This is a genomic window from Ruminococcus champanellensis 18P13 = JCM 17042 (genome assembly GCF_000210095.1).
Classification (GTDB): domain Bacteria; phylum Bacillota; class Clostridia; order Oscillospirales; family Ruminococcaceae; genus Ruminococcus_F; species Ruminococcus_F champanellensis.
Genome location: NC_021039.1, coordinates 1,183,823 through 1,199,365 on the forward strand (window position 1 = coordinate 1,183,823; position 15,543 = coordinate 1,199,365).

General features: G+C 50.4%; 11 protein-coding genes. All 11 read left to right on the top strand.

Going from position 1 to position 15,543, the window contains the following annotated elements:
* Window positions 1–43 precede the first annotated feature (43 nt).
* The 11 genes from RUM_RS05170 (at window position 44) to RUM_RS05220 (ending at window position 15,389) form a co-directional block, all read left to right on the top strand.
* Window positions 44–3,271, top strand: coding sequence for a family 43 glycosylhydrolase (locus RUM_RS05170; protein WP_015558138.1), 3,228 nt, complete (start codon window positions 44–46; stop codon window positions 3,269–3,271).
* 228 nt (window positions 3,272–3,499) lie between these two features.
* Window positions 3,500–4,639, top strand: coding sequence for an FtsX-like permease family protein (locus RUM_RS05175; protein ID WP_015558139.1), 1,140 nt, complete (start codon window positions 3,500–3,502; stop codon window positions 4,637–4,639).
* On the top strand, window positions 4,636–5,814 hold the full coding sequence (locus RUM_RS05180) for a hypothetical protein (RefSeq protein ID WP_015558140.1): 1,179 nt from the start codon (window positions 4,636–4,638) through the stop codon (window positions 5,812–5,814). Before RUM_RS05175 ends, RUM_RS05180 begins: the two co-directional genes overlap by 4 nt.
* Window positions 5,811–6,482: an ABC transporter ATP-binding protein gene (locus RUM_RS05185; protein ID WP_015558141.1), complete on the top strand. Its 672-nt coding sequence runs from the start codon at window positions 5,811–5,813 to the stop codon at window positions 6,480–6,482. Before RUM_RS05180 ends, RUM_RS05185 begins: the two co-directional genes overlap by 4 nt.
* A 215-nt stretch (window positions 6,483–6,697) precedes the next feature.
* A complete protein-coding gene (locus tag RUM_RS05190) occupies window positions 6,698–8,359 on the top strand; it encodes a histidine kinase N-terminal 7TM domain-containing protein (protein ID WP_015558142.1) in 1,662 nt (553 codons plus the stop codon).
* A 137-nt stretch (window positions 8,360–8,496) separates the two neighbouring features.
* On the top strand, window positions 8,497–9,606 hold the full coding sequence (locus RUM_RS05195) for a sensor histidine kinase (protein ID WP_242821753.1): 1,110 nt from the start codon (window positions 8,497–8,499) through the stop codon (window positions 9,604–9,606).
* On the top strand, window positions 9,603–10,235 hold the full coding sequence (locus tag RUM_RS05200; protein ID WP_015558144.1) for a response regulator transcription factor: 633 nt from the start codon (window positions 9,603–9,605) through the stop codon (window positions 10,233–10,235). Before RUM_RS05195 ends, RUM_RS05200 begins: the two co-directional genes overlap by 4 nt.
* A 198-nt stretch (window positions 10,236–10,433) precedes the next feature.
* Window positions 10,434–10,817, top strand: coding sequence for a response regulator (locus RUM_RS05205; RefSeq protein WP_015558145.1), 384 nt, complete (start codon window positions 10,434–10,436; stop codon window positions 10,815–10,817).
* A 244-nt stretch (window positions 10,818–11,061) separates the two neighbouring features.
* Window positions 11,062–12,027, top strand: coding sequence for a hypothetical protein (locus RUM_RS05210; protein WP_015558147.1), 966 nt, complete (start codon window positions 11,062–11,064; stop codon window positions 12,025–12,027).
* Window positions 12,028–12,075: 48 nt separating this feature from the next.
* On the top strand, window positions 12,076–12,672 hold the full coding sequence (locus RUM_RS05215) for a DUF6935 domain-containing protein (RefSeq protein ID WP_015558148.1): 597 nt from the start codon (window positions 12,076–12,078) through the stop codon (window positions 12,670–12,672).
* A gap of 38 nt (window positions 12,673–12,710) precedes the next feature.
* Window positions 12,711–15,389 (top strand): dockerin type I domain-containing protein, encoded by a 2,679-nt coding sequence (locus RUM_RS05220; protein WP_015558149.1) that lies wholly within the window; start codon window positions 12,711–12,713, stop codon window positions 15,387–15,389.
* The last annotated feature ends 154 nt before the right edge of the window (window positions 15,390–15,543 follow it).

Consider the following 15,543-nt stretch of genomic DNA (forward strand, 5'->3'; position numbering starts at 1 on the left):
CAAGGAAGCAGAAACCGAAACAGGCATCAGGGGGAATGAATTGATGAAGCACTTCAAAGTAAGGCTGCCTCGTGCAGCCGCAGGGCTTACGGCAGCGGCATTGCTGCTTGCTGCTGTGTCCTATTTTCCGGTGCAGCCCATCGCACAGGCTGCCTCCGTTTCAACCGTCGCCAATCCAATCATATGGTCGGATGTGCCGGATGATGATGTGATCCGGGTGGGGGATACCTATTATATGATCAGTACCACCATGTTCTTCAGTCCCGGTGCACCCATTATGAAATCCAAGGATCTGGTTTCCTGGGAGCTTTGCTCCTATGTGTATGACACACTGGCGGATGGGGATATCCAGAATCTGACCAACGGCAAGCATGATTATGCGCACGGGCAATGGGCAGCCAGTCTGCGGTATCACAACGGTATCTATTATGTGTTCTTCGGCAGTTACGGTACCGGAAAGTCCTACATATATAAAACCAGCGACATAGAGCACGGTACCTGGACTCGCACGGAGCTGAACGGCATGTACCATGATGCTTCCATGCTGTTTGATGATGACGGGCGGAACTATCTGGTGTACGGTGCCGGCGGCGAGATCAAGATCAAGGAATTCAATGCGGAAATGACTGGCTTTCGACCCGGCGGTGCGGACAAGACCTTGTTTAAGACCGGGCTGGACGGGCTTAGCGGAGAAGGTTCCCATGTTCAGAAGATCAATGGATATTACTACATTTTCCTGATTGCATGGCCCAGCGGCAGCGGCAGAATCGAGCTTTGCTATCGCAGCAAGAATCTGCTTGGAAATTATGAGGGCAAAACTGTGCTGAATTCCGGTCTGGGAACCTACGGCAGCGGTGTTGCCCAGGGTGGCATTGTGGATACGCCGGATGGCAAGTGGTACGGCATGCTGTTTCAGGATCATGGCTCCGTGGGTAGAATCCCGGTGCTTGTGCCGGTGACCTGGGAAAATGGCTGGCCGATGATGGGCGTAAATGGGAAAGCTCCTGTGACTCTGGAAATCGATGGGGATTATGCAGGCACCTTCCTGGCAGGGGACGATGATTTCAGCTACAGCAGCAATCAACTGAATCTGTTGTGGCAGTGGAACCACAATCCGGACAATACCGCATGGTCTTTGACGGATCGGCCGGGCTGGCTGCGGCTGACCAATCAAACGCTTGCGACAAATCTGTTGAATGCCCGGAATACGCTGACCCAGCGGACGGAGGGCCCCAGCTGCTCCAGCGTCATCAAGCTGGATGCCAGCGGCATGAAGCCGGGGGATTATGCCGGTTTGTCTGCATTCCAGTTTAAGTATGGCAACATTGGCGTGTATGTAACCGACAGCGGCGAAAAGAAAATCTATATGGCGGAGAACGGGGGCTATTCCAGTAGCGCTGCGGTGACGGACAGCTACAACAAAATCATTGCGGAAACGCCCCTTGCCGGCAATGAGATCTATCTGAAAGCGGAGTTTCTGTTCAATACGGTGGATGGAAATCTGAATGCCTCTTATAACCTGGATAAGGCGGATTTCTACTATTCCTACGACGGTAACAGTTGGAACAAGCTTGGAAATACCTTGAGCATGGCATATGACCTGAAGCTGTTTACCGGCTACCGCAGCGGTATCTACAGCTATGCCACCAAGACCACCGGCGGTCATGCGGATATTGACTTCTTTGACTATGAACGTGCAGACTGGAACACTCCTTCCGTGATCGAACCGGACGCAAATGGATGGTACTTCCACAGCACCTTTGAGGGAACCACAGATGCCTGGACTGGGCGAGGGGCGGCGGAGGTATCTACCAGTGGTCGGACTGCTTATGCAGGCAGTGAGGCGTTGCTGGTACAGGGCAGAACGGCTGCATGGAACGGGGTAACACGCTCTCTGAACGCCCGTGCCTTCAAGCCCGGCAGTGCCTATAGCTTTAGTGCAAATGTAATGTATCTGGATGGGGGCGCATCGGACACCTTCTTTATGAAGCTTCAGTACAGGGACGGCAATGGGGATACCCAGTATTCCACCATTGCAGAGGGGGAGACCATTCGGGGTGAATGGGTGCAGCTGCGCAATACCGGTTATGTAATTCCTGCGGATGCTTCTGATATGCAGCTTTACATTGAAACCGCCGACAGCACCAACAATTTCTATGTGGACGAAGCCATTGGTGCAGTGGAGGGTACGGAGATCCAGGGCGCCGGAGACGGCAGGAAGCTGATCCGGGGCGATCTGAATGAGGACGGCAGAATTGATGGTATGGATCTGGCACTGATTCGCCGGGGTCTGACTGTCGGCTTTGCGGACAGTTATGCAGAGCTTGCCGCAGACGTCAACCAGGATACGCAGATTACTGTAGCGGACGCAGTGCTGATTCAGAACTATCTGATCGGAAGAATCCGGGAGTTTCCGGTGGAAGTACCGGAAGAATCTTCAAGGGTGACACCGGCGGAGTATATGGCGGCACTGAACATTTTGGAAACGGAGCCTGCGTCCCAGCGTGAAGAACTGGCAGGCGTGCAGTATGGAACAGTGAAAAAGGTCACCTATTATTCCACCACTTGTAAGCGGCAACGGAATGTGAATATTCTGTTTCCGGCAAATTATTCTGCGGAAAAGCAATATCCGGTGCTGTATGCCCTGCATGGTTACTGGCAGAATGAGGACACGCTCATTGATGAAACAGATGCCTCTATGCGCACCCGTCAGATTGTGGGGAATGCTATTGCATCCGGCGAGGCAGAGGATATGATCGTGGTGTTCCCTTATATTTATGCAAGTGCCACCCAGGATGCCTGTTCTGCGATGGATGATGCTAACAACGCAGCTTATGATAATTTTATCAATGATCTGACAAAGGACCTGATGCCTTTTATTGAATCCACTTATCCAGTCAAGACTGGCAGAGAAAATACCGCTATCACGGGATTTTCCATGGGCGGCAGAGAGTCCCTCTATATTGGCTTTTCCAGGCCGGATCTGTTTGGCTATGTGGGAGCCGTCTGCCCGGCACCGGGTTTGACGCCTGGTCTGATTCCCTCTGGGGATTTCAAATTCCAGGATGAAAGCACAGCGCCCTGGGTGGTTCTGCTGACTGCCGGATCCAATGACACAGTGGTTTATTCCACGCCATCCGGCTACCATGACATTATGACCCAGAACAATGTGCCCCATTTGTGGCACTATGTCAATGGAGGATATCACGGCGGCAACAGCATTCGTGCACATCTTTACAACTTCACACGGGCGATTTTCAAAGCCCGGTAAGCAAACAGGCTTGCATTCATTTCCGGATGCAAGTCTGTTTTGTTTTTTCATGGCTGTGGTGCAGCGATCCATCCCTGCATGTATGATGATTTCCATCGAACATCTTAGGAATTTCTTAAGGATTTCTGTATTTTGTTGACAGAAGCGTGCGGGTGTAGTATGATGTAGATGCACTCCCGGGATGTGAAAACATATTATCCATTAAAACATTTTTATTTGGAGGACTCTATGAAACAAATCCGATTGATGCTGCACCGGATGCAGCTGCAGCAGCGCAGTCAGCGTTTGTTCACCATTCTGCTGGTGCTGGCGCAGGTGTTTGCGGTTTTCATTGTGCTGTTCGGATCTGCTGCCATTCAAAGCACTCTGGTCAAGCAAAAGGTATTGGATGAAAATCAACGTAATTTCACCGTTTATATGCTTTCTTACTCTGACACGGAAACCGAGCAGAAGCTTATCGGCTATCAGGAGGTGGAGGGGGTTCAGCAGCCGGTTTATGAGGAATCCCCAAAGGTGGATTACAGTCACGCTGTCTCTTTGAATGAACTGCAGCAGGCAGTCCAAGCCATTGCGGATTCTTCCATTATGGGGTATCCGGAACGTGTTTGGGTGAAGGGTGAATGGAATGGGCATTCCTATGGATTTCCTCTGTTACAGCCAGTCGGAACGCAGGACATGCCGGAAGTAATACTGGATCCCTGTGTATTCCCTGATTACAAAGTGGGGGATACCATTACATATGCCGGCATTACCTGCCGGGTGTCCGCAATTTCAGATATGAAGACATCTAACATTACGACAGAAGATATCCGTGCGATTCCGGAGGATGTGAGCTGCTACAGGGTGGAGTTTAATTATGCCGATTTTCCCACCACCGCCCAGGCGGAGCAGATGCAAAATCTGCTGAAAGAGCAATTTCCCGGATACACAGAGCTGTACATGCCGGAAACCTTGGATCCTCTGACTGCCCAGTTTCAGTTTACCACATTGGCGATGACGGTGCTGATGCTGCTGGCGGTTTTGCTCAATCTTTGCTACGCACAGATGTACCAATTCCGGCTGCGTCAGCACACCTTTTCTGTGTACCGTATGTGCGGTGCCCGGCAGTCCGATGTGCTGGGGATCTGTTTATTCGAGAGTCTTCTGATCGCTGCGCTGTGCTACGTTGGCACGGCACTGGCATTCCATTTCTGCCTGCGTCACACCATTGCGGAATGGTACGAGGGTGCTGATTCCCTTTATACTCTGCGATTCTACGTCCTGCTGGGACTGGCGTATCTGGCACTACTGCTTTTCATGCTTCTGCCGCCTCTTTTCCGCTTCCTGCGGCGTGAGGTTATGACTTCAGAACGGGAGGCGACATTATGAAAAAACTACTGATACTCAGCTATCGATCCTGCGCCCGGCATTTGGGTATGTACCTGCTGATCCTGTTGCAGCTGTTGACTGTGACCATTGGGACGAATGTACTGCTTGCAAGCTATAACCAACAGGCAATGCTCCAGGAGCCATATATGGAACTCATGCAGTCCGATGGATATTATTTGTCCGGAGGCTTTGACGAGGCACAGGCAGAGGACGGAACTCCGATGATGGACGTCCTGGAGGGGGACTGGAACAGCTATCGATTCAGTGAATGTTCCAATTTGGTAAGCTGTGGGCAGCGAACGGTTGATGGAAAGTTCCTGATTTACGAGGATGCATTCTGGGACGCATATCACCCGGTTCTGAAGCATGGGCGCTGGAAGAAAAGTGATTCCGGTACGGAGCCTTGGTGTGTTGCCACGGCGAACGTGCCCGGCGATTCGGTTACCATCCCGGGTTACGGACAAACCGTGGCGGTGAAAGGGGTTCTGGGGGATCTGTGCTACCTGCCCAGTATGTCAAGCTGGTCACGGAACGGATCCATCCAGGATAACTTTTATGATATCTTCCAACTGGAACGGGAAAGTACGGTTTATTTTCTGATTTCAAGATCTCAGTGGAATAAGCTGGGCGTTACGGAGGATTGTCAGTCGCACAATCAGATCATCACCACCGCCTCCCAGCTGACCGATGCTCAGCGTGAAAAGAACGAAGCCTTGTTCCGTGAACTGGGCGAGCCCCAAATTCCCCTTTCGGTTCTGCTGGAACGGGCAGAAAATGCACGGCTGGAGAATGTACGGAAGTTTCTCCCACTGCTGGTATCCATGCTGATCATTACCATGTTTGGCATTCTTTGTGCAACTGCCATTCACACCATGCAGGATCTGAAGCAAACGGCAGTGTACTATCTTTGCGGCATGCGCTGGCGAACCAGTCTGACGCTGACCCTGCTGCAGCTTGGCATTCTGCTGGTTCTGACCGCCGGATGCACTGGGGCAGCCTGGCTGATCGCCACAGCGTTCGGCGTACCCGCCCAGTTGGGCTTACGGTTTGATTGGAACAATCTCGGCATAACCATGATCCTGTTTGGATTGGTGCTGCTGTCCGGCTGTCTGATGCCCTATGGGATCACCAAACGTGTTACACCCACATCATTGTTAAGGAGCGCTCGCACATGATTGAATTACAGCAGGTCAACAAGACCTATTCGTACAAAAAAGCAAATGCAGTCCACGCTCTGGTGGATGTTTCCCTTCGGATCAATGAAGGAGAATTGACCGCTATTGTGGGAAAGTCCGGTTCCGGCAAAAGCACTCTGCTGAATGTTCTGGGCTGTATGGATACCTTTGAAACGGGAACGTATCTGTTTGATGGGAAGGACATTACCCATGCTTCCGGGAAGCAGCTCGCCACGATCCGCAATCAGGATATCGGCTTTGTGGTACAGGATTTTGCCTTGATTGCGGATGATACCGCCCTGCAAAACGTGATGCTGCCTTTTTATTTCTCCCGGCGCACCTCACTCCGGGAGGCAAAGGTACAGGCGATGCACGCTTTGCAACAGTTGGGGATGGATTCCATGGCGCAGAAGCCGGTGAATAAGCTGTCCGGCGGCCAGAAGCAGCGGGTGGCGATCGCCAGAGCCATTGTGCATCAGCCCAGACTGATTCTTGCGGATGAACCAACGGGAGCGCTGGATTCCCGAACAGCGGAGGAAATTATGGGCGTATTCCAGGAACTGCATCAGAATGGCAGCACGGTAATCATTGTCACCCACGATCCGGGCATTGCGCAGCAGTGCAGCAGGATCATTGAAATTCAGGATGGCAAGATTGCAGGTGCTTGATGCGTTCCTTCCCTGTGCCGGGGAACTGCGGGATGCATGCGGAGAGGATTCCCATGTATGCCACATACGAAAATATACTATTATGTTGATAAGAAATCGCTGGAGCAGAGCACTCCGGCGATTTTTTCGTAATCCCAAGCCATTGAAGAAATCAGAAATATATGCTACAATAGAACTGAAACATGGATTTATTACACGGAAAAGAGGGGAGAGGCATGACAAATCGGCTGATAAGGAACTATGCAGCCAGCGGCATTGTTCTGCTCTCCGTTGCGTTGGCATACATATTCCGTCTTATTGGTAGGGGGAGCTTTTATCCTACGCTATTTTCTTATCTGCGCAGCTTTATCTATATCGGCGTGTACGCTGCCTGGGGGCTTTCCGTTCGTCAGCGTATTGTGCAAAAGCAGGTGAGACGTTATCTGACCAGTGTGTCGGTGCTACTGATCCTGTGGTTTGTTTTTCGGTCGGCAAAGTATTTTATTTTCTGGCAGCCGATCCCCATACGATACCTGTGGTACTTGTTTTATCTGCCTATGCTGTTCGTGCCCATGCTGGCACTGCTGATCGCCATGTCTCTTGGAAAGCCGGATACCTATCGCCTCCCTGGATCGACTGCCGTGCTTTGGTTGATTTCCGGTGCGCTGCTTCTGCTGGTGCTGACCAATGACCTGCACCAGCTGGTATTCACCTTTCCCCAGGATGCTGCTCTGTGGTCAGACACGAATTACGGCTATGGCATCGGGTATTTTGCCGTGATCGGCTGGCAGGTGCTTTGCGGGGTGGCAGCGCTGATCGCCATGCTCCTTCAGTGCCGGATCAAAAACGGCAGGCGACGCCTGTGGCCGGTGCTTCCGCTGGCAATCTCCCTGACCTACCTTGCGCTGAACTATGCCGGCATGCCTTGGCTGAAATCCCTGCTTGGGGATGTAACTGCCTTTCAGAGTTTTATGTATATGCTCTGCTTTGAAGCCTGTATTTCCTGTGGATTTATCCATTCCAACAGCCGCTATGGGGAACTGTTTGCCGCCTCTGTAGGCACCTCTGCGGAAATCACCGATCAGGATTTTTCCGTTTGCTATGCTGCACGAAACACGGAGCCGATTTCGCTGACCACAATGAAACGGGCGGTGAACCATCCCGTTCCGACAGGAAATGGTCTGACGGTTCATACCATGCCCATCAGCGGTGGCTATGCCGTATGGACGGAGGATGTGTCCGCATTGCTGGCTGTGAAGGAGGAATCCGAAAGCCTTGCAGAGGAACTCAAGGAACGCAATGACCTGCTGCGGTATGAGTATAAGCGTGAGGCAAAGCACCGGAAGGTGGAGGAACAAAACCGGCTTTACGATCTGCTGCAATCGGTTACCCAAACCCAGATTGACCGCATTGCTGTACTGACGCAGGAATATCGGATGACATCTAAAACCGATCCGGCACAGGCGAAAACATTGCTGGGGGAAATCGCTGTGCTGTGCAGCTATATCAAGCGCCGGAAGCATCTGACGCTGCTTGCTGACCGGGATTACAAGGTTGCTGTCAGCGAATTGGAACGGGCTGTGTCCGAATCCCTGCAAACGCTGAAATTGCTGCACGTCCGCTGCACGCTGTATATGGAAAGTGGGGATCCCATGCTTTCCGGCAGGACGGCAGCGGCAATTTTCGATTTTTATGAACAGGTCATCGAAGCCGATCTGGAGCATCTGCAAAGCGTTCAAGTGAGTCTTACCAATGCCGGAACGCTCCGCTTCTCCTTGTATCTATGCTGCAAAAGCGATTTGTCAGCACTCGCTGACCGTCCCGGTGTCCGATACGAGTCGGAGGGGGAGGATGACTATCAGTGTATCCTCTTTTTTCCGGAAGGAGGTGCACCATGAGCCCCTTCTCTGCAATTCCCGCTGTTTGGCAAACTGTGATCCCACTGGTTCTCTTTTGTGAAGCTGTGCTGGAGCTTGGCTTATTGTTGTACCAGCTCCTGCATAGTCGAATGCCGCTGCGGAGTCTGCCCTGCGCTGTGCATTTTGGAATTTTAGTCACACTGCTCCTTTCTGTGACCCAGGGAGATCCCAATGCGGGCAAGGATGCATTTCTGATCCATGCAGCATGGTTGTTTTTTGTGATCGTTATCATCCTTGCGGCACTGCACTTTGCCATTGCATTTCCGAGAGAATACCGCCGCCGCAAAAATGAGTTGTCTCCCTTCTCTATTAAAGAGGCCACTGACAAGCTTCCTATGGGTATCTGCTTTGCTGACCCGGACGGTCGCATGATTCTGTGCAACAACCGGATGCGGCAGCTTTCCTTTGCACTTTGCGGTCATGAGCTGCAAATTGTTCAGGATCTGGAAAATGCTTTGGCGCATCCGAGCAGCACTGTTACCGTGAGAGGCGATTGCTACATTCTGCCGGATCAAACCGTCTGGCAGTTCCGTACCCAAGCCATTATCGTGGACGGCAATGATCGTTGGCGACAGATGACTGCCCACAATGTAACCGAGCTGCATCTTGGAAACGTTCGGCAGGGAGAGATCAATCAGCAGCTCCGACAGGTCAATCAAAAGCTGCAAAAAATGTACGAGCGTATGGCGGATGACATCAAAGAGAAGGAAAGCCTGAATCTGAAAATTTACATTCACGATACCATTGGCAGAAGCCTGCTTACCATCCGTGACATCATCGCCAGCGGTGAGGACACCGATCAGAAGATTGCATCTTTGCAGGAGGCAGTGGGGGTGCTGACCAGTGACCGTACTTCCCCCCGCAGTTCCATGGAGCAGGTGAAACAGGCTGCAAAGGCTCTGGGTGTCACTGTTCAGGTGGAGGGCTATCTGCCGCCGGATTCCAATGCTGAGCAGCTGATTGTTACTGCAGCAAAGGAATGCGTGACCAATTGTGTCAAGCACGCCGGCGGCAGCCTGGTGCGGATCCACATCGTCCAGCGGAATGGTCTGTATGATATTACCATCACCAACGACGGCACCATTCCTACAGAGCCCATTCGGGAGGGCAGCGGGCTTACCTCCCTTCGCCGCAGTATTGAAGCGGCATGCGGCGAAATGTATACGGCATACAAGCCGTGCTTTGCCTTGCTCATTACGCTTCCGGAAAAGGAGAACGACTTATGATCCAAACGATACTAGTAGAAGATGATCTGTATATTCAAAAATATTTTGCCGAGCGGCTGGAGGCGAATGGTGGATTCCGTCTTGTTGGCGTGTACCGTGACGCTTTTGAGGCTGAAAGACACTGCGATCGCACTGTACAGCTGATTTTGATGGATGTGCAGACCCAGCATAAGCATTCCGGTCTTGCTGCTGCCGGGCGAATCAAGCAGGCGTTTCCCAATGTGAAGATTCTGGTGGTGACCTCCCTTGTGGATCCGGAGGTGCTGGCAAAAGCCAGAACGGGCGCTGCGGATAGTCTATGGTATAAGGATCACGGAACGGCGGAGCTTTTGGATGTGATCCGGCGCACCCTTGCCGGAGAGCACGTTTTTCCGGACATTTCGCCTGCGGTGGAGATGGAGGATACCATGTCCGATCAGTTTTCTCCCCGTCAACTGAGCATTCTGCGGTGGTACATTCGTGGGCTTACCTATCAGGAAATCGCCGACAAGCTGGGCATTACCAAACGAGGCGTCCGTTGGGCGCTGGATGATATGGTGGAAAAAGGTGGATTTGAGAACAGGGAGGCTCTGGTTGCCACCGCCATTGAAAACAAGCTGATGGTTACCACCTTAAAAGAAGAAGCATGAAGCTTCCCCTTGCGCTTTATGGCGCAGGGGGATTTTTTGTCCCGGCTTTTTGAAAATGAGGGGGGTTTCTTCGGTTACTGTCACAAGTGACAGTGACAAAAGGGGAAAAATCAGTACAATAATAGATAGGCAGCACCGTACAATTTCTGTGCGTATTGCCTGTATAGACTCGTAATTGCAAAAGGCGGTGATGCAAACATGAGAAAAATGGTGTTAGACATGCAAAGCGGTATTCATGCCCACAACATGGAGCGCATGCTGATGCAGAAGCTGGAGGATTACCAGGTGGTGATCTCCGAGTCACCGGATTCCACCGCCGAGTGGTGCAAAGTACACAGCCCCGATGTGCTGCTGATGGAGGTCAAGGCGTATTCTCCCTGGATGTTTTCCGAGCGAATGGAGATCCGTGAAAAGCTTCGGCAAAGCAATCCCGATTGCCGCATTATTTTGTTTGTGGATGATGAAAGCGATTACGATCTGACGGAACATGTGCGGCAGGCAAAGCGTGAAGGGCTGATCGATGCTTTTTTGTTTGGCTCGGTGTCCGAGAATTATTTTGCTTCGGTTGTCGACAGCGTGTAACAGTCGGTCAGATATAATGGTACTGTTGCCACTCCTGTTTTCGCAACAGGTTCAGAATGAAGTGGGTCATGATTACGGAAAATACTTGTGCAATTTGTGGGGCATCCATCCATATATTTCAGTCCCAGAAGCTGGCGGACGGAAACTATCTCTGCCGCAAGGTATGCTGAAAATGGAAATAGTGGCGTAGAGGACATCTGGCTGAATGAGTTGTGTTCTTGAAATGAATTAGGAGGTGGTTAGTATGAGATTCAGACAAGCTGCTGCATCCGTGATTGCATTGCTTTTGGGAATGGGTATGTGTGCAGGATGCGGGGCGGAGATGCAGGAAAGCTCCGCCAAACAATCTGTAGCATCCGGCAGCGATTCTTCTGTTGCCGCATCCACGACAGCGGAACGGGTGGATCCGAAGCCTGTGGAATCCAGCGAGCCAACGGAGGGAACGGAGTCTTTGGACTCGTGTGAACCGACAGAAGAAACGGATCCGCAGCTTCTGGGCTTGTGCAAGAGGATTGATGAAAGCGGCTATCAGGCGGGCATTGCGTACATTGGGTATGTTGGTGCTGAGAGGACGGAGGAGGAGATCCGCATCTTCCTGGAAGGCAGCCCGTATGCGGAAGCGTATGCCTTTCTCTGTGATGCGCCCTTGGTCGATGCAGACGGCGCAGAGCTGTATGCAGTCGTCACCACGAGAAAAGACCGGAGTGCATCCGTTTATCCGGCGGATGTAAACGAGGAGGGAACATACGACGTACATACGGAGAAGCCCCTGTATAAAGGAAAAGGCACAGACTGCTTTTTGCTGTATTGCAATATGAGTGAGGTACACTCTAATGTATCCATCGCAATTCAGACGGGGGACGAGCGCTTTTTTGTGAATCCGATGGTTTCCGGCAAGGATGGCAGGCTTGAAAATCTGGATTGCTATGATTTTTCCATGTATACGGATGGCAACGAAACGCAGGATGATGTCATGATTGCATACGGTCTTTTGTTAGAAGCGGACGAGGTGCAGTCCTATGTGAATCTGGGCATGACTCTGCAATACACCGGTCAAATTCAGGTCATTGATGGGCGCTCATGCTGGATCTTTGCTCTGGGTACGGATCACGAGGATCAGTTTGTCCGGGAATTGTATTATGGCGTATGCGATAATCTGATTTATTCCTATGATGCCATAACCGATACATGGACGGCGCTGGGTGGATGACAGAAATTGCACATGGATCCGATGATGGGATCCGGGAGGAGAGAGAATATGCCTATTTATGACGGTCTGAACACCACACCGCAGGTGGCAGGCGGTACTGCACAATCTGCTGGATTCCAACGGGAAACCTTTCGTTTTACTGCGCTGCCGGAGAACCTTGCGCAAATGCAGGCGTTTCCGGAAGCTAATCTTAGTACGCCCTATCAAACGGCGGTGATGACGGTACTGGCGCTCTGCGCATATGCAGCTGATAAGAACAGGGGCATAGAAATGCTCAACTGGCTCAGAGGACCCCGTCCGCTGAACGGTCAGGAAATCTCATTTCTAAACGATCGGTTCCGTGGCGGCAAAGACTATCTGCCGTATACCTATTTTGCCGGGGCAACGCCGGACAATGGCTACACGCCGGCACAGCCCTACACAATTACCGTGGAATGCGGTCATTTTTCCGAGGAAGAAGCTGGATATATGAAGCTGTTCATCCCCTGCGGCGGTGCGGACAGTCCACGCCCGGTAAAGCTCCGCCAGCGTGGTCGGGATGGTAAGTGGTTCTTGTGGGAGCAATATCTGCTGACCGGTGTGCGTCTTCCAAAAGCAGCGGATCCTTGGGCATGCGGGCAGGATGGGAGCGCTTCTGGCAGATGATCCGGAGTGGTATACTATAATAGAATGGAGGAAAGAGTATGAAGAAAAAAATTGCAAAACAGCTGTTGAGCTTATTTTTATCTTTTGGTATGCTGTGTGGTGTTGTGGGAACGGAGGGTCTGCCGATCAGCGCGGAAAATAACTATGACATTTCCCTGACCATTACATATCCAAGAGTCAGAGAAGTGCCGGAGGCACCGCAAGATTTTGACAGTAATGATTCTTTAGATCTTACTTATCTGGGGTGTGAATGGAAAAATGTTGAGGATACGGAACAGTGGGATGATGGCACAGAGTTTATTGAATGGATGTATACGTTCGTGAACAGTAGGAATTTTAACACGCTGTATAACTTTGAAGACGGGAAAATGTACTACCAACGCATCTATTTTATGATCAAAAATGTCTCAGTATCCATAGATGATGAGGCAACCGCTACTCTGGTGGATTCTGCAACAATGCAGAAGCTGAATGCAGACACAGTCTATCTGACAAGCTGTAAAGATCTTATGGATGAGCTCGGCGGCTCAGTAGACCTGCCCTCTGGCATGACAATAAACGATTCCCTGATGTACATTGACACAGGTTCCCTGATTTGCTCACCCAGTGGTCATATGCATACTGAAAGTTCCAGTTGCTCATTTGATGATTATAGTCATTGGAAAACATGCCCTGAATGTGGAATTAAACTGGTAGATACCGTTCGCAGTCACAGCATCATCTATGGCATGCTTGAAAAATGGACATGCAAACAGAGTGCAACAGAAACTCGGGAAGGCATTTGGAAGAAAACATGCGATTCTTGTGAGTATGCATATGATACTATAAAGGCTCCTGTTGTTTCTGAGCAGACCATTGTTTCCAGTTACGAAGAACTGCAGGCGGCACTCGCTAAGGGCGGAAAGCAGTGGATCACCTTAAAGTCGAAAACTTCTGTAAATACATGGATATATCAAGAAGACATGGACACTGATAATATGTTGGTTCTGGATGATCCGGATGCTGACATCACGATCAACTTGAATAGTTGTAGTGTGATTCGGGACACAGGTAGGTATGATGATGCCCTATTTGACATCCGGCAGGGTAAACTGCGAATTTTCAGCACACAACTGACAGGCATTCCAGTAAATGACTACAATATGCAATTTCGTAGTTTGGCTCGTACATCCTGCTTGTTCCGGGTTGGGGAAAATGGTACTCTGCGCCTGACGAATGTGAGCGGTTTTACGCCCTACGATGGTATGGCTTACGGGCAACCCATGGTCATTTCCGAAGGAAATTTGCAGATCGATGGGGGATATTACTGCAATATGATTGATTCGTTCTCGTCCAGTGGAAGCACCCGTGGAGCAGCAATTCTGATTGACGGTGGCACGGCTGTTATCAATGGCGGCAGATATGAAGGCACGGCTTGTGGCATTGCTGTACGGAATGATGCACAGCTAACAGTTAACAACGGATATATTGGCAGTTGGGATAACGGATTGTACATTGGAGACAATGCGAGTGTAGTGATTCATGGCGGCGAGTTCGACCGCTATGAAAAAACATCTTCTTCTTCAAAATCCCAGAATTGTGCCGTTATGATGAAAAGCACTGGTGATCTGACCATATATGGCGGTAGCTTTTACGGAGCAAAGCAGGGCTTGTTCCTGCAATCAGCCGGACAGGTTACTATTTGGAACGGTTCTTTCAAAAGCAGGAATCCCAGAGAAGCCCAACAGGGGGCAATGGTGATTTCCGATATGGAAAACATGAATATCACAGTCTACAACGGGACATTTTCAGGGACAACCGGAATACGGTCCAACGTAAAGTTTCCGTTGAAAGACATTCTTCCGAACAAGAACAGCAATGGCATGAGGGCTATGGGTAATGGTGTGGTGATTGATCTCAACACAGAAGCATTCATATTTGGCGAAAACCGCCTGACGATTGAAAAATCAGTTCCTATAATCACGAAACAACCTCAGAATGTAACTTTGATTTCGGGCAATGATGCAAGGTTCTCTGTAGAAGCAATTGGTGCCGTGCGTTATGAATGGGAAATATTTGATGTAGAAGATGAAACGCAGCAGCCCTATTCCAGAGAAACTGTATTGGCACACTGCTTTGGTGTCAACAGCTTTGAAGAAAGTACATTTCAGATTTATGGTGTCAGTTCCTGGTTTTTGAATAAAGCGGTACATGTATGGATCAAAGGCAAGGATGGCGGTGTCACCTCTCACACAGCATATCTTAACATTATCGTCAAACCGCCGGCAGAATCATCTCAGCTTAAAAATGTGATTGTTGCGCCTGGCGGCACTACGTCTTTCACTTATGAAACTTTGTATGCAGATGAATTTCGCTGGTCTTTTACCAATTATGAATGGGATCAGATAGATAATGAAGAACTGTTGGAATATCAAAGCAACGGTCGCACATTGACACTGTACAATGTTTCTGAGTTTTGGGACGGAGAAACTGTTTATTGTGATGCACTCAATGAATTGGGGTACATCACCTCGGATAAAGCAGTTATCACCGTAGGTGTTGCAGGAGACGTGAACGAGGACGGAGCAGTAACTGTTGCGGATCTGCTGATGTTGCAAAGATGGCTCATTCAGTCCGGTACTGTCACCAATGGACGGCTTGGAGATCTGGACGGCAACGGTACTCTGAACGGCACTGACCTGTATCGACTCAAGCGCATGCTGCTGATTGACGCATAACAACAAGAATCCCTCTGGCAGCGGATGCTCCAAGTATATGTGACAATCCTGCGAAAAAATGAAAGCTATGTGAAAATTAGCACTCTCCACTTGACAGTGCTAATCCTCCGTGCTATACTATAAACAGAACAAAGGAACAGAGCAGCACCAAAGG

Excerpts from the sequence above, each read along its gene's own strand:
- RUM_RS05170 (WP_015558138.1), top strand. The coding sequence starts at position 44 with ATGAAGCACTTCAAAGTAAGGCTGCCTCGTGCAGCCGCAGGGCTTACG.
- RUM_RS05175 (WP_015558139.1), top strand. The coding sequence starts at position 3,500 with ATGAAACAAATCCGATTGATGCTGCACCGGATGCAGCTGCAGCAGCGC.
- RUM_RS05180 (WP_015558140.1), top strand. The coding sequence starts at position 4,636 with ATGAAAAAACTACTGATACTCAGCTATCGATCCTGCGCCCGGCATTTG.
- RUM_RS05185 (WP_015558141.1), top strand. The coding sequence starts at position 5,811 with ATGATTGAATTACAGCAGGTCAACAAGACCTATTCGTACAAAAAAGCA.
- RUM_RS05190 (WP_015558142.1), top strand. The coding sequence starts at position 6,698 with ATGACAAATCGGCTGATAAGGAACTATGCAGCCAGCGGCATTGTTCTG.
- RUM_RS05200 (WP_015558144.1), top strand. The coding sequence starts at position 9,603 with ATGATCCAAACGATACTAGTAGAAGATGATCTGTATATTCAAAAATAT.
- RUM_RS05205 (WP_015558145.1), top strand. The coding sequence starts at position 10,434 with ATGAGAAAAATGGTGTTAGACATGCAAAGCGGTATTCATGCCCACAAC.
- RUM_RS05210 (WP_015558147.1), top strand. The coding sequence starts at position 11,062 with ATGAGATTCAGACAAGCTGCTGCATCCGTGATTGCATTGCTTTTGGGA.
- RUM_RS05215 (WP_015558148.1), top strand. The coding sequence starts at position 12,076 with ATGCCTATTTATGACGGTCTGAACACCACACCGCAGGTGGCAGGCGGT.
- RUM_RS05220 (WP_015558149.1), top strand. The coding sequence starts at position 12,711 with ATGAAGAAAAAAATTGCAAAACAGCTGTTGAGCTTATTTTTATCTTTT.